Annotated in this window: 12 protein-coding genes and 1 pseudogene; 3 read left to right on the top strand and 10 right to left on the bottom strand. The window is 53.0% G+C overall.

The window, feature by feature from the left end; genetic code table 11:
• Positions 1 to 53: 53 nt before the first annotated feature.
• Positions 54 to 1271 (top strand): nucleoside monophosphate kinase, encoded by a 1218-nt coding sequence (locus G0Q06_RS11960; RefSeq protein WP_163966315.1) that lies wholly within the window; start codon positions 54 to 56, stop codon positions 1269 to 1271.
• Between the two features lie 206 nt (positions 1272 to 1477).
• Here G0Q06_RS11960 and G0Q06_RS11955 read toward each other — a convergent pair whose 3' ends face one another.
• Positions 1478 to 2599, bottom strand: coding sequence for an SO_0444 family Cu/Zn efflux transporter (locus tag G0Q06_RS11955; RefSeq protein ID WP_163966311.1), 1122 nt, complete (start codon positions 2597 to 2599; stop codon positions 1478 to 1480).
• Between the two features lie 48 nt (positions 2600 to 2647).
• Positions 2648 to 3823 carry a sulfotransferase gene (locus tag G0Q06_RS11950; protein ID WP_163966307.1) on the bottom strand — a complete coding sequence of 392 codons (1176 nt, stop codon included), beginning with the start codon at positions 3821 to 3823 and terminating at the stop codon, positions 2648 to 2650.
• A gap of 470 nt (positions 3824 to 4293) precedes the next feature.
• Between G0Q06_RS11950 and G0Q06_RS14915 the strand changes: the two are divergent.
• Positions 4294 to 4341: pseudogene (locus tag G0Q06_RS14915) on the top strand (hypothetical protein); the annotation flags it as partial.
• A gap of 26 nt (positions 4342 to 4367) precedes the next feature.
• Here the strand turns inward: G0Q06_RS14915 and G0Q06_RS11935 are convergent.
• The 4 genes from G0Q06_RS11935 to G0Q06_RS11920 are packed head-to-tail and all read right to left on the bottom strand — an operon-like array spanning position 4368 to position 8536.
• On the bottom strand, positions 4368 to 5399 hold the full coding sequence (locus G0Q06_RS11935; RefSeq protein WP_163966298.1) for a tetratricopeptide repeat protein: 1032 nt from the start codon (positions 5397 to 5399) through the stop codon (positions 4368 to 4370).
• 9 nt (positions 5400 to 5408) lie between these two features.
• Positions 5409 to 6290 carry a sugar-transfer associated ATP-grasp domain-containing protein gene (locus G0Q06_RS11930; protein ID WP_163966293.1) on the bottom strand — a complete coding sequence of 294 codons (882 nt, stop codon included), beginning with the start codon at positions 6288 to 6290 and terminating at the stop codon, positions 5409 to 5411.
• Positions 6287 to 7888, bottom strand: a complete 1602-nt coding sequence (locus G0Q06_RS11925) for a 7TM domain-containing protein (protein ID WP_163966291.1) — start codon at positions 7886 to 7888, stop codon at positions 6287 to 6289. Before G0Q06_RS11925 ends, G0Q06_RS11930 begins: the two co-directional genes overlap by 4 nt.
• Positions 7889 to 7894: 6 nt before the next feature.
• Complete coding sequence (locus G0Q06_RS11920; RefSeq protein ID WP_163966286.1) at positions 7895 to 8536, bottom strand: DUF2959 domain-containing protein; 642 nt, start codon at positions 8534 to 8536, stop codon at positions 7895 to 7897.
• Positions 8537 to 8654: 118 nt separating this feature from the next.
• On the opposite strand from G0Q06_RS11920, the gene G0Q06_RS11915 reads away from it, so the two are divergent.
• Positions 8655 to 9866, top strand: a complete 1212-nt coding sequence (locus tag G0Q06_RS11915; RefSeq protein ID WP_163966284.1) for a formylglycine-generating enzyme family protein — start codon at positions 8655 to 8657, stop codon at positions 9864 to 9866.
• Here G0Q06_RS11915 and G0Q06_RS11910 read toward each other — a convergent pair.
• Genes G0Q06_RS11910 through G0Q06_RS11895 form a run of 4 tightly spaced genes read right to left on the bottom strand, consistent with a single transcriptional unit; the run spans position 9863 to position 13487 of the window.
• Positions 9863 to 10909 (bottom strand): type III polyketide synthase, encoded by a 1047-nt coding sequence (locus tag G0Q06_RS11910; RefSeq protein WP_163966283.1) that lies wholly within the window; start codon positions 10907 to 10909, stop codon positions 9863 to 9865. The two genes, G0Q06_RS11915 and G0Q06_RS11910, sit on opposite strands and share 4 nt — an antisense overlap.
• Before the next feature lie 25 nt (positions 10910 to 10934).
• A complete protein-coding gene (locus G0Q06_RS11905; protein ID WP_163966279.1) occupies positions 10935 to 11951 on the bottom strand; it encodes an NAD(P)/FAD-dependent oxidoreductase in 1017 nt (338 codons plus the stop codon).
• On the bottom strand, positions 11948 to 12601 hold the full coding sequence (locus G0Q06_RS11900) for a class I SAM-dependent methyltransferase (RefSeq protein ID WP_163966276.1): 654 nt from the start codon (positions 12599 to 12601) through the stop codon (positions 11948 to 11950). The genes G0Q06_RS11905 and G0Q06_RS11900 overlap by 4 nt, the downstream gene beginning before the upstream one ends.
• 4 nt (positions 12602 to 12605) lie before the next feature.
• Positions 12606 to 13487, bottom strand: coding sequence for a DNRLRE domain-containing protein (locus G0Q06_RS11895; protein WP_163966273.1), 882 nt, complete (start codon positions 13485 to 13487; stop codon positions 12606 to 12608).
• Between the last annotated feature and the right edge of the window lie 250 nt (positions 13488 to 13737).

The following is a 13737-nucleotide window of genomic DNA, read 5'->3' as shown; positions in this document are numbered from 1 at the left end:
GGACTAAGGCTTGCCTTCGGTTGGTGGTATCCCCATAGCCTATAGACTTTGATATGTCAGACAAGGCACTGGAAAACCCGAAAGAGCAGGCAGCAAAGCGTACCCTCGATCTCGAGATCAAGGATGCTCAATTGATATTCAATTCCGTTTGGAGCGAGCTTCTGGAAGAACTTGGCGAGGAAAAGCTGGTTTTTCCGCGCGAGATTTTCTGGCTAAACGGAGCGCCCGGAGCGGGGAAGGGGACCCAGACTCAATTCATCATGGAGTATTGCGGGCTCACTGCAAAGCCCATCGTCATATCCGATTTGCTCGACAGTCCTGAGGCCCGGCGCCTGAAGGACGCCGGCATGATGGTCGGTGACCGGGAAGTGACGTCTCTTCTTCTCAAGGAATTGCTGGCTCCCCGTAATGCGACCGGTGTTGTCGTGGATGGATTTCCGCGGACGAAAGTACAGGTCGAGTGTTTGAAGCTCTTCTACCAGCGGCTGTCATCGCTGCGCTCGAAGTTCCTGGGAACCTCGATGGAATCAGATTTCCACCGCCCGAATTTCCACATCATCGTCCTTTATGTTGAAGAGGCGGTTTCAGTGAATCGCCAATTGGAGCGCGGACGAAAGGTCCTCGAGCACAATGAGCAGGTCAGGTCGACTGGATCAGGAAACCTGGAGGAGACACGGAAGACGGACTTGAGTGTTGAGGCCGCCCGAAATCGTTACCGGACATTCAAGGAGATTACCTACGAGTCACTGACTTCATTGAGGCAGATTTTTCACTACCACTTCATCAATGCGCAGCGTTCTGTTGAAGAGGTTCAGGCGAGTATTGTCGGTGAGTTGAAGTATCAGAGTTCACTTGAGCTTGATCAGGTGACCAATGATTTGATTTCGCGGATTCCTGTTGCGCCGGATATTGTCATCCATGCGCGGCAGGACCTTGTGGAGCGATTGGAGCAGTACACAAAACGGCACCTGCAGCTGTTTGAGCAGATCGTGCTCCTGATCGATGAGAAGTTCATGCCAATTGTCTTGCGGCATGCCGTCTCCGGCCGGGCCTACATCAATTCAGAGGATACTGTGTTTGACGATTCGCAGGCACTAGCGATCGCCATTGATGTCTTTTCCGAGAGGGGATACCATGCGGCAGTGGATATCCGTCAGGAAGAAGTTCCGGACCGTATTGATTTACAGACCGGCAAGATCTTCACGCGCCGCAAAAGAGTCTACCGTTTCAGTATCCATTTTCAGGGATCTGTCATTCGGCGGGGCAACTAAGCAGGCAGTCCAAACTTGTTGGGGCCGAACCTTAAAGGGCCTCAAGCCTCTCGGGTAAATTGCCCGGGTATATCAGGTATATTCCCGATAGTATGCACACGGCTAATCCTGTATAATCCAATTACAAAGTTTGTTGATTTTATTGTTTTGGTTAGGAGTAGTTGAGAGTTCGATAGAACAGGAGCCTGTGCAAGGGGTGAGAGCCTTCACAGGCTTCTTGTTATGCGGGATTGGCCAAGGCGGCTGAAGACAAGGATGGCAACCAAGAGGCCACCCATCAACTGCTGGAAGAGGTTGACGCCCATATCGTGATGGTGCACAGCCTGCGTAACCATCAGGGAGAGCCCACTGAAATCGAGAGTGATGGCGGCAACCCAGCACGTTGCGATAATTGAAAGGATGTAGCCCACGGTGGCCCGTCCGCCTATAATCTTCCACAGCGAAGTGACCGTTGCCGCGTTGCTTGCTGGCCCGGCAATGAGGAAAATGAGTACAGCACCCGGGCTGAGCCCGCTCTGCAGGAAAGTAAAGGCCATTGGAATGGATCCCGTAGAGCAAATGTACAAAGGCAGGGAGATCAGTGTCATTCCCAGGTAAACCCCAAATTGGCCTCCGGGAATGTTACTGAAGAAATCCTGTGGTATGAATGTGGAAATGGCCCCGGCGAGGAGTAACCCGACAACAAGGGCACCGAAAAGATCCCGGGGCAGGGTAACCAGTCCGAATTTCAGTCCGGAAAGGAGGAAGGCCAGCCTGTTTTCCTCCGGTTGAGGATCTTCGGATCCGGAGCAGCAGGATTCAGTCTCGGACTCACAGCAGCAAGATGTTTCCGTTGTGCTTGCACAACACGATTCCTCGCTGGAATCACAGCAATCTTCTTCTTCCGTTGCCGTTATGGCCTTGTTTCCATCGCCCCACTTTTCAACAACAAGTCCCGCCACGATTCCGTTGATGAAGGCAATAATCACGCGCACGATCGCAAAGACCCAGCCCAGCATGCCCACAGTCGCGGCTATGGCATCCACGCCCGTTTGTGGTGTGGCGGCCGTGAAGGCAGCCACAGCACCGCGGGAACCACCTTGGCGGCGAATACTGGCCGCGACAGGGATGACTCCACATGAGCAGAGCGGGAGGGGAATCCCGATAATGACAGCCTTTACAATCTGATAGAGCCCCTTTTGTCCCAAGTGGCGGCGCACCCATTCCTCTGTGAAGAAAGCGCGAAGGACGCCCGCAATGACAAAGCCAAGGACCAGATATGGGGCCATTTCAGAGGTCAGCCACCACGTTTCCTTGAGGTAGCGGATTATCAGGGAGACAAAGTCCATACTGAAATAATGCCCCGCTTCCAGTACGGGTCAAGGATGCCAGTCAGTCTATCGGGAAGCGGACATATGGGGGCGTTCCAAGAGTTCCTTATAAATGCCCGTAACCAAGGAGCCAAATTCAACTGGCCCGGACTTCCAGGCCAGCGGTGCTCCGGATTGGATGGTGTGTCGCATGCCTGCCTTGGCGTTCGCATTATCAATTGCATGGATCAAGCTGTCGCTGAGTGGTATGGTAAGTTGCCTCATCAGCCTGGGCAAATGCGCTTTGGCGTCCTCCAGAAGATCCTTATGATCGATAACCGCCATATGATCGACAAGGAAACTGCCTTTTTCCTCCAATAAGATGCGGTAAGAATGGGCGAGGGCAGTCTGGTATTCAAGTGACACGATATCGGATGCGGCCAGAGTCCCGCAGAAGGCCAAGCCGGGCCGGAGACTTTCAAGACTGGAAGTCAGGGCGGCACGTGGTTCACGGACGCAGACAAGATAGCGGGCGTCGGGAAAAAGGAACCGGAGGTCTGGAATCCATGAGGAAAAGGCAGGATTACGGGATAGAAGCCTGGCCCCTCCGGGAACCTCGTGCAGGTGTTTTTGCATGCAGCGCCTGTAGAACCGGACCAGGGTTTGACGATGATTATCTGGAATTTCCTGAAAGCGGCCAAGCTGCCAGAGGCTGGAGCTGGCGGGAAAGGCGGTCATCATGAGAAAAAATCCACTTGCTGGAATCATGCAAAGGGAATCCTCAGCCGGAGCGTAAAGTCCTTCCTCATTGAGGGCAGCTGCCGGGCCTACCGTTTTTCTCAATAGAAAATTCAAGACGCGGTGAATGGGAGCGCCTAACAACCTGTCGATTTTTGAGATGCCACGAATGAGACGCCTCTCGACGATCGAAGGGGCGAGGATCGCCTCCCAGCGCTTGAAAGTTGTGAATTGGCCCGTATCGCGTGCGATAGTCCGATGTACAAACAATGATCCACTTGAAGGAATACCGGAAATGAAAAGGGGCTCCTTGATATGAACTTTCCGGTAGTTCCGGAAAAACAGTTCATCGAGAAGGAAGCAAAACCAGTGAGTGGCTTGTAGAACCAAGTACATGGGAAAGACAAACAACAGCAAAATGATCCGGCGAAATCCGATTGGCCCAAGTAGGCGCCCACGCGAGCTGAAGGCCTCCATGAACCAGCTAAAATGCATCTGCAAACTCAGCAATAACGCGTCTCTCATCCTTGATGCGGATTAGGAGCATTAAATTTTGCGGGTCAATCACTGTTCCCGCGAGGCGCGGAAATGGGGCTGTTTTTACAGATGAGGAGGAAGCTTCGAATTGTTTTAGGAATAAATTTACAACCAACGACTCCTAGAAGCGTATATTATGATAACAAAATTCAACACAGGTCTACAATTACTGCTCGGGCTCGCTTTTGTCGTCTTCGGGCTGAACAAGTTCATCGGATTCATGCCACCCCCTGAGCTTCCTCCTGCGGCAGGCGCCTTCATGGGCGCACTGATGGAAACAGGTTACATGTTCCCACTTATTGCCGTCACGGAGATTGTTGCCGGCGCCTTGATACTCTCAAGGATGTTCAGTGCCCTCGGGTTGGTTATCCTGATGCCGATAAGCGTGAACATTGTCCTTTTCCATCTTGCCCTTGCTCCCGCTGGCGGGGTTCCCGCCTACGTTCTGGCAGGAATTAATGTGTACTTGCTTTTTATCTACAAGCCCAAGTTTGATTCACTGCTTTTGCCAAAATAAGGAAATCGCCAGTGATCAGGGCTGGATGAGTCCGGCCTCGAGTTTGTTGAGAGCGCTCCGTGCATTATTGTATTCCGGATCTATTTCAAGAGCCCGTTTGAAGGCAGCGGATGCATTTTCCGGCTCTCCCAAAAAGGCATTAACAAATCCGAGATTGAGCCATGCCCTCTTTGATCCGGGTCTCAGCGTGACAGACTGCTGGTAGGCTTCCTTCGCTTCCTGGAATTTTTCCAAACGTCTCAGGACCAGACCAAGATTGTAGTGGATGCGGGCGTTATCGGGTTCCAGGGCGGCCGCCTTTCGTAGAAGGTCCTCTGCCTTTTCCGCCTGCCCCAGGCGCAGCAGGGCAGTGGCCTTGTTGATGTAGGAAGGAATATGAGACGGGTTCAGCAGAAGGCTCTCGTTGTAGTAGCGGACAGCCTCTGAATCATCCCCTTTGTCGGCAGCAATCAATCCCAGCTGGTAGTAGGCCCTGTTGAACCGACTTGAGCGTGTCCGTTCAGTGATTTGAAGGAATGAAGCCTTTGCGGCTTTCAGGTTGTTTTCCTTGTAGAGCAGGAGACCGAGATTATACCAGGCCTCGTAATAGAAATCGTTCAGTTGAACTGCCTTCTGGTAAGCCTCGATTGCTTCGCTGTTTCGGTCCAACTTTGACAGGGCCATTCCCCTGTTGAAATAGGCCCGCTCGTAATCCGGATCCAGATAAATGGACTTTTCCAACGCCTCCAGGGCTTGTTCAGGACGGCCCCTCCGCATTTCGACGTATCCCAGGTCGTTTGCAAAGGCCGCCTCCGGTTCGGAGCCCTCGAGGAGCAGCGCTAGCAACGATGCCGCAATATCCCAGTCCTCCTCTTCCATGGCTTCCTTGGCGAGCGAATAGTCGGCGTGGGTCCGTTCCAGGTTTTCTGAAAGGCCAAGGGGAGCCGACACGTCCCGCTCTGGTGTCGTGAAGCGGTTTTGTTCAGGCCGTTTGCCGCATCCAAATAAACAAGGAAGAACAATTAAGCAGGCAAGAATCAGATTAATGGGAAGTCGTTGTCGCGTCATGGAAGTTCACTACAAATCGTTTAGAAAACCCTTGCGGTTGGCCGTCTGCAGGGCCAGCCCGGGACGCGCATTCACCTCCAGGACAACCGGTCCATAGCGCTTGTCCCGCATGAGATCAATGCCGATGTAACCAAGCTTGAATGCGCTGGCACAGCGCTGGGCCAACTCGATGCACTGCGGAAAATCTGCAATAACATGTCCTGCAAGAGGGAGTCCGTTATCCGGATGAAAGTCACACGGGCGGTTGTCAAGAATGCCACCGGTGGTAATTCCCTTATCAAGGTCAATTCCAGTCCCTGCGGCTCCGCAGTGAAGGTTTGCCCGACCGTCCGAAGCGCTTGTCGGGAGGCGCACCATCCCCATCATGACCTTTCCCTGGCACACCTTGATGCGCAAATCAGGAGCCCCCGGCAAGTCCGGCATGATCCAGTCACTATCGGTCTCGAGGAGCTCTTCAATAAGGATCATGTCATCAGGCCGCCCGAAAGAGTATTCCCCATGCAGAATTCGGTGAAAATGAAAAATGAGATCCCGCCAATCCAGTTGTTCACCGCTTGTTTTAGTCAGGGTATCCTCATTCAGGGAGCGGCAGAGAAGGATCCCTCTTCCCTGGGCGGATTTGGATGGCTTAACAACAAAGCCTCCCCGGAGACTGGAAAGCATTTCCAGAACGCCGGGAATTTCCTTCGAGTGCTTGATCAATGCAATTGTACGGGCTGTGGGAATTCCGAGAGGAATCAGTCGGTCTTTTGTCGCAGACTTGTCCCGGGCCACGGAAATTTCCGCACGCGGGTTCAGGCGATCGACAAGATGCCGGTTCCTGAAATTCATACCGACGACGCCGCGGTCGAGGGACTCGCGTACCAATTTGGTAAGGCTGTTCGACTTCATGATTTTGCAGGTCCAAGTAAATGCTTGAAGCGCAGGTATTCCATGAGGCGCAGACCGTGCCATGAACCCAAGGCGAGGTTCAGTGCAATATTGATGAGAAGAAGTTCAGGAAAAGCAGCCACGAGAAGTTGAAGATCACGCTGCGCGATAACCAGATAACACGCTGCTGATACGATGTAGGTGAGGGCAGTCCGCACTCCGGCTTCCTTCCATCCATGCTCATCAATCGTCCTGGTAAAGCGTTCGCTGGTCAAAGAAAGGATGGCGATAGGGAAGAGACTGACGCCGGCCGAGCCGGGAATACCCAGATTAACGGAGAGTACCGAAACCGCCATGATGGCCATGACCACAATTGTCAGAATGATGACAAGCCTTGGTAGATGCAGGATGCGCAGGCGAAAGAGAAGCAGGTTGATCATGCTGGTCAGGATCATGATCCCCATAAAGAGAAGGGACCCTGTGAAGAAGCCAGTCTGTAGAAATGAGACGGCAATTAGCGACGGCATGAATGTTCCGAAGGTTTGCAGGCCGATCATGGACCGCGAAATGCTGACGACGGAGGCCGCGATCGGAATAAGCAGGATGACCATGATTAATCGGATCGATACATCGCTGTTTTTCAGTGAAACCCAGTAGTTGAGAAAGTTCAAGGGGTTGTTCGCGTTGGCCTGCACAGCCTCCTCAAGCGCTTGTACTTGAGGAGTCACGACAAATTCCCAGTCAAACCCGATTGAACGGGAGTGGCGGAAAAGGGCACGGTCGTCCTTGGCCAATTCAAGATAATGCACGGGTATCCTGGAGAAGTATCCATTTGTCGGGCAAAACGGGATCCATTGTCCACCAAGATACACTTCAGACCAGGCATGGGTGGTGCGTTTGTTGCTGTTTTCAAGGATCAATCCCTTGGCAAATCGTGCAGGGATACCTCTCGCCCGGCAGAGTGCGATCAGTAGCCGGTTTTTTCCATTACAGGAAGCCTCTTTCAGGCGGAAGGCCGTCAGGGCATCGGTAGGCCCGCGGACCTGTTTGTAATCCACTTCGCGATAGACAAAGTCAAAGAGGTTACGCATGCCTTCCTTGACCGTAATGCCAATCGGCATGAGCTCCCAAGCTTTTGCCACAACATCATCCTCCTTGCATTGGATTGAGTTGGTCTCGGCAAGGAATTCCTCCAGCAATGGATCCGGGCGAGGTCGGCTCAGAATTCCTGTCGGCAGATCAAAGACACTTTCCTTGGTTTGTACAAAAAAGCTGTAACGGATCTGATACTGTCCATTGGCAGCCCTTGCATGCCAGATAGCCTCCCGCTCCGGGGTGATGGCAAATTCAAATGCCTCGGAGGATTCCATTTCATCACGGACTTGCTGTCGTGGCGTTTGTAGCGGCAGAAAGGTGGAAATCCGTACGTCCTGGTTGGAGGCATAAAGGTCAACAGTAAGGGAAACCTTGTAACCTGGTTCAGGATCAATCTCCACGACCCGATAACCGAGAACGTAGACTTTATAGAAGACTAATCCCAGGGCAAATACAGTCAGCCCAAGGGCGAGCACCAATTCCCGGATTCCGAACTGGCGAAAAAACTTTGTCGGATGGATCACAATGAGCTACCGCATGGAAGCGATAAAGGCATCAGCCTCGGCAATGGAAGCCTCCATTTCGGCAACAAGTTTCTTAACCTCGGAGGCAATGGCTCCGGCTTCGGTATCGAGGGAGGCAATGGCCCGTGCATTGAGGTTATGTTTCAAGAAGAGGACCTGGTCGCGGAACAAATCCAGAACAGGATACATGCTGGCTTCCGCAGCACGCATTTTCTGCATCATGACGGCGTAGCTTTCGCGTGTGAGGATGAGGGCCTCACGGCTTTTACGACGGAGTTGATCACTGGTGTATTCCTCAATCTCGGATTCCCACTCACGGAAGAGATCCTGGCTGACCGATTCAATGCTCCGGATGCCCTCCCTCACATTGGCGGCTGCCGCTTCGCTACTCTCGAATTTTTTCCTGAGTGAATCGTAGACTTCCTCCAGTTCTCCACCTTCGAAGTTTACCAGCGCGGTAAACTGCTCAAGGGCATCCGTGAACTCTTCCTTGGTTTCCTGCTGGGCATCCCGGCCTTCCTCCACGCGGTCAACAAGAATGTCCCGCTTCTCAACGCCGAATTTCTCCATCGTCTTGTAATAAGCGGACTGGCAGCCGACAAACACGAGGGTGGAGAGAAGCAGTGGAAAAACGATTTTAATGTTCATGGCGAATGGTTTAGGACTTTTGCCTCAATTGGCAACGCTGGAGGCGCAAATCCGCATTGTCGAATTTTAGGGTATTCTCTTTACATCTCGCCATAAATACCATACCACCCATATACTTATGAAATCGTTCCTGTCTTCAAAATTCGCTGTTGTTACTGTTCTTTCTGTCTTCTCATTCCTGTCCATAGGCCTTCAGGCTTCGGATTGGGATGTTTCCCTTGAGCTCAGTTCAGATGGTTCAAGCTGGGTCCCAGTGACCCCGTTCCTTCAATCGGTATCTGCCACCCAGGCGTACGTCCGGGCAGTTATTGAGCCCACTGCTGGCGGAGCCTCCGTTTCCAGCAATCCGATCAAGTTCGATTTTCCCGCGTCTGGAGGCGCTCTGGAGGTTAACCTCGAGAGCAGCACGGACCTTTCAGGATGGCAGGCTGATACCCCGGGGACGTTTACAATAACGGATAAACAGTTCTTCCGGCTTAAAACCATTGGCTACTCCCTGATTCCTGCAGGCACTTTCACAATGGGGAGCCCGGTGACCGAACTTGGCCGCGAGCCGGTTGTGCCGAATGAGACCCAGCACGAAGTCACGCTGACGAGAAATTTCTATATGCAACAGACTGAGGTGACCTGGGACCAGTGGAATGAAGTCCGCGACTGGGCTCTTGCCAATAGCTACACTGGTTTGTCGGTCGGAACGAATGGAGTGGGCGGTGACGCATCGGGCACTCACCCGGTTGCAGAAGTGGATTGGTTTTCTGTATTGAAATGGTTGAACGCCAAAAGCGAGCGTGAGGGATTAACACCCTGCTACACCGTGGGCGGAGTTGTGTTCCGAACCGGATCAAACATCCCCATATGCAATTTCAATGCGGATGGCTATCGTCTTCCGACTGAAGCCGAATGGGAGTATGCTTGTCGTGCAGGTACGAGTACTGCCTTTTATAATGGGGAAATTTCCGAGACAGGATCTTCACCAGTTGACCCGAATCTTGATCTAATCGGATGGTATAATGGCAACAGTAGCGGGACCACGCAGCCCGTCACAGGTAAGGTGCCCAATGCCTGGAAATTGTTTGATATGTCGGGGAATCTGTTTGAGTGGTGTTGGGATTGGTATGATGGAGATTTGGGAAGTGGATCTGTCACGGATCCTCTTGGCGCCCCTTCCAGTACTTTTAATCAGCGTGTCATGCGCGGAGGTTCATGGAATGTTGGTGCCGAATTTTCCCGATCAGCCATGCGGTTCTTCAATATCCCGAATCCTTCGCCGAATCCCCAATACAATTATGTCGGTTTCCGGCCGGTTCGGACTGTGCCTGCGGAGGATTAGTAAGTTTCTCGTCCCAGACAACAACAGTAGGCAGTAAATCCTGCCCCGAAGCTGGTCAGCCAGAGTTGGTTTGAATCTGCACCACTGTTGAGGGCTTCCTTGAGCACATAGAGGACCGAGGGGCTGCTCATGTTGCCATGGTTCTTCAGGACATTGCGGCTTAGAGGAAATTTCTCACCGGGGAAGGCCTCTTCCATCGAGTCGAGGACATCGCGTCCGCCGGTGTGGGGGAGGAGGGTAAGCCCATGGGGATTCATGCCTCGATTAAGCGATGCATCATAGAGCGTGCGAACGGCTTTGGCGGCCTCATCCGGTATATCCTTGCTTAACCGGTTCCGCAGTGCGCCATTGGCATTTTCAAAGCGAAGAAGCTGTCGCTTATCCGGAAGATGCAGGCTGTCAAAACGTGACGCCTTCCATGCACCGGCTTTGGCGTTTCCTGTCCAGATGCTGGCGGCGGCCCCGTCACCAAAAAGGCAGGCACTGATGATGACCCCGGGGTCATCGTCGAGATAGAAAGCGGCGGAACAGACTTCCACTGCGATGACGGCTATCCGGCTGTCCGGGTCTGCGGCAATCCGGTGCGATGCCTGTCTGAGTGAAGGAATGGCTGCGCCGCAGCCCATGCCGACAAGATCGGTCAACTCCGCTGAGTCCCGGACACCAACCTGTTGGGCAATGAAGCTGCTTAACCCCGGACAGAGGTAGCCGGTGCAGGTGCAGACGATTAGCCCGTCCAGTTCATCGGGTGACATGCCGGCTGCTTCAAGGGCCTTCTCAAGCGCCCGTGTACCAAGTTCCGGGGCTTTCTGCTCGAAGACCTGGTTCAGTTTTCCCGGATTAGCATCAAAAATTGTATCGATTTCCGGATACGAAAAACCGCGTTTTCCAATGCCATTGTTGCGCATGAGCACTTTCTCCATAAGCAAGGCAGAGCGTTTTCTCATCCTCTTGGGAGCTTTTGAGCGCAGGAAGATTTCGAGGCATTCCTGCTGCGTAAAAAAGGTCTCAGGATCTGCGGTTTCGAGTGACAATAAATACATCTGGTTTCGTTAAGTGGGACAGGTCTCAGGCATGCGTCAACTTGTATAAGGCCGGGAATGGCAACAGGCGTGCTCGCGAGAGGATTGTGAGAATTGACTGCAGGGAAGGGGAGAGCAGGAAGGGGTGAAGGAGATTGGCCGTCCTGTAGCGATGCGCGAATTGCTCACGCAGGCGAGTATCGCTCTCTTCAAGAAATTGCTCCCATGCCAGGCGACCTTCGGCATAGGCGACTGCCAAGGGAAGGACAGATGCCGCACTCTCGATGGCGATGGTCATGCCGTTTCCCGTGAAGGGCGGGATGAGGCGATGACGATCTCCCAGCGTTCCCCGGAAATGCCCCCTGATTGAGTTGTAGTGGAGCCCCGCGACAGAGCATAGGCTATCCTCCCGAAGATTGGCCTTGGAGAGACGTTTGGCGAGATATCCGAGACCGTTCCTTTCGAGCGTCGCGAGAAACCTGTCCAGACGTGAGCCGAATTCTCCGACGGCGATTTGTTTAAAGAGGCCGCAGACATTGATATCGCCATTTTCCACGGCTGACAGGCCGACATAGGAGTGTTCGCCCATGTGCATCTCGAGGTCTGCCCGGGTTTCGAGGTCACCCCAGTGGCCCTTCATGCCACTGAAACCACCTGCTTTTGGCTTGTTTCCGCCGGTCTGGATAATCCCGTTGCCCGGGCTCAAGTCAGCTCGAACCCCTTCCCGGACAATGCCACCCCGCTCCCGGACAAGGTTTGCCATCCGCAGATCCAGTGTGTGGCGGCTGATCCCAAGGACTGGACTTGGCAGGGCGTAGGTCCGGATTGCCTTTCCTTTGCTGAAAAAGCACGTGGTGGAATGGCGAAGCGCATCGACAAAACAGCTCTTCAGTCCAAGGTCCTGGATTGTCTGCTCCGTCAGCCCAGCCATGAATTCGCCGCACACCCGATGCCTTGGATAGTGCCCGGCTTCCATGACTTCGACCGGCACGTCCGCCAGCCTAAGGCCATTGGCCAGCGCAAGCCCTCCAAGTCCGCCCCCGATAATGGTTATCTTCTTCATCGTCGGGTACAAATTAAACGGTTGGCGCCCATGAAGGTCTCCGAAAAAGTGATCTTCCACTCGGTATTCTTGAGGCCCATAATGCGGACCAACTCATCACGGCGAAATCCCGCGCGGATACTGACTTGCCCGTCGTGCAGGCTGACGGGATGGCAACCCAACAAACGCGATAGCCTGATCTGCCAGATGTGAAGGCGACGCCTTGCGGGTTCGCAAATCAAAAGGCGCTTGATGTTGGAAGCGGAGATCTTTTTTCCCAGGCGGGTGAGTTCTTCATCTGTAAACTGGTGCAGAATCAGGTTGGCCAGAAGGGTAGAAGGGCTCCGGATCAGATCCAGGTCGACCAAGTCCACCATTTCCCATGTCCAGATTCCGGGCCAGTTGGCTGGTGCTGGTATCAAGTCGACACCGGTGTAGACTGTGTCGGGTTGAAAGCAGTCATGATTTTTTAGATACAGAGCAAGGCTTCCATCGCCCGCACCGAGCTCAATTATGCTTTTCGGATAACCGCCTTGGGCCAATTTTTTTTTGAACCACTGGAAGTTACCCATCAGGTGATTGTACAACCTTAGATCTTTTCGGCTGGCCAAGGCAGCCGGATCATCCGGAGGAAGCGTGTCGAGTAGCTCCGGTTCGACAATGCGGGGCATGTCGCTACTTACTGACCCAGAGCCAGCCGCCCGCTTCGTTGATGTTTTCCTCGGGCGCGTAGAGGTAGTTGTCGAGTGTGTAATTGTAGATCCACGGAGCATTGGCAACATCGACAATACCGATCCAGCCATCGGTGTCCACACTACGTCCGTCTTCTCTGATCAAGTAGCCAGCCCATCCCGCCCCAGGTGTGCTGAAGGTGATGGTCAATTGTGGACGCTGGGCTGCGACAGTATGCTCGCGACTATAAAACCGCTTGGCGCTGGTGACGCCCTCCAGACCAATCAGGATCCAACCAAAATTTGTTTCCGGGGCTTCAATCCACGACTGGACGTCAGCCACCATTCCCTTGTCGCTCCATGTGTAGACCACAGGGGATGATACGGTTCCCCCTGCCACGGACTGGGTCGCTGATGGAGTCGGCTCATAATCACCCCCGACAGTTGACCAGAACTGGTCGGAATAGAAAGTATGAGTCCATGTGACATCTCCTGCCTGGGCTGCTGTGCCACGTCCCTCCTGTCCTGATGCATCCGAGGCGCCTTCGCCCCAATCCTTTGCCAGCCTGTGCAGGGTCATGGCCTGGTTGCCCGTGATCGTCTTGTTCATGCTCAGCTCAAGGGAAACCGATTCAATCACCGCTCCCGCCGGAATTTGCCCGTTGAGGTCAAATTGGAGCAAGGCCCGGCGTCGGGCACTATTGTTACGCGGGGCAGTCTGGCCCGCAAAAAGGTATGTTCCCTGCCCATTGCTTTCATCAGCCTCCTCAAACATCGAGTTATCTTTCGAGGGCTCAAGGGTGATTGATTCCGCTTGGATTTGGTGGCTGGCAGCAACCAGAGTCGCGCACAGTCCGGAAAGGAAGATTCTTGTAGATTTATTCATGATTTGAAGATTTGGAGAGTTAAATTAATTATATGTTTAATCAGGTACTGCTGATATCAATGCTAAGCCATCTGAGTGGTTGATTTCCTGCTGTCGACGGGTTGTAGGGTGGGCATGGACGGTTTAATATTTAATGAATTTGAATATTTTGTGCAAACCTAGTGGTTCTAATTAGTTTTTCTAATGAATAATCGCTTAAAAATTAAATGATTGACCCTATTCCGTTGTTTTTATAGGGAAACTTCATCGG

The sequence above is a fragment of the Oceanipulchritudo coccoides genome (genome assembly GCF_010500615.1).
Classification (GTDB): domain Bacteria; phylum Verrucomicrobiota; class Verrucomicrobiia; order Opitutales; family Oceanipulchritudinaceae; genus Oceanipulchritudo; species Oceanipulchritudo coccoides.
This window is presented reverse-complemented; position numbering and strand designations above follow the sequence as displayed.

Bases quoted from the DNA above. Each gene is read 5' to 3' on its own strand.
- G0Q06_RS11960 (WP_163966315.1), top strand. From the start codon at position 54: ATGTCAGACAAGGCACTGGAAAACCCGAAAGAGCAGGCAGCAAAGCGT.
- G0Q06_RS11955 (WP_163966311.1), bottom strand. From the start codon at position 2,599: ATGGACTTTGTCTCCCTGATAATCCGCTACCTCAAGGAAACGTGGTGG.
- G0Q06_RS11950 (WP_163966307.1), bottom strand. From the start codon at position 3,823: ATGAGAGACGCGTTATTGCTGAGTTTGCAGATGCATTTTAGCTGGTTC.
- G0Q06_RS11935 (WP_163966298.1), bottom strand. From the start codon at position 5,399: ATGACGCGACAACGACTTCCCATTAATCTGATTCTTGCCTGCTTAATT.
- G0Q06_RS11930 (WP_163966293.1), bottom strand. From the start codon at position 6,290: ATGAAGTCGAACAGCCTTACCAAATTGGTACGCGAGTCCCTCGACCGC.
- G0Q06_RS11920 (WP_163966286.1), bottom strand. From the start codon at position 8,536: ATGAACATTAAAATCGTTTTTCCACTGCTTCTCTCCACCCTCGTGTTT.
- G0Q06_RS11915 (WP_163966284.1), top strand. From the start codon at position 8,655: ATGAAATCGTTCCTGTCTTCAAAATTCGCTGTTGTTACTGTTCTTTCT.
- G0Q06_RS11910 (WP_163966283.1), bottom strand. From the start codon at position 10,909: ATGTATTTATTGTCACTCGAAACCGCAGATCCTGAGACCTTTTTTACG.
- G0Q06_RS11905 (WP_163966279.1), bottom strand. From the start codon at position 11,951: ATGAAGAAGATAACCATTATCGGGGGCGGACTTGGAGGGCTTGCGCTG.
- G0Q06_RS11900 (WP_163966276.1), bottom strand. From the start codon at position 12,601: ATGCCCCGCATTGTCGAACCGGAGCTACTCGACACGCTTCCTCCGGAT.
- G0Q06_RS11895 (WP_163966273.1), bottom strand. From the start codon at position 13,487: ATGAATAAATCTACAAGAATCTTCCTTTCCGGACTGTGCGCGACTCTG.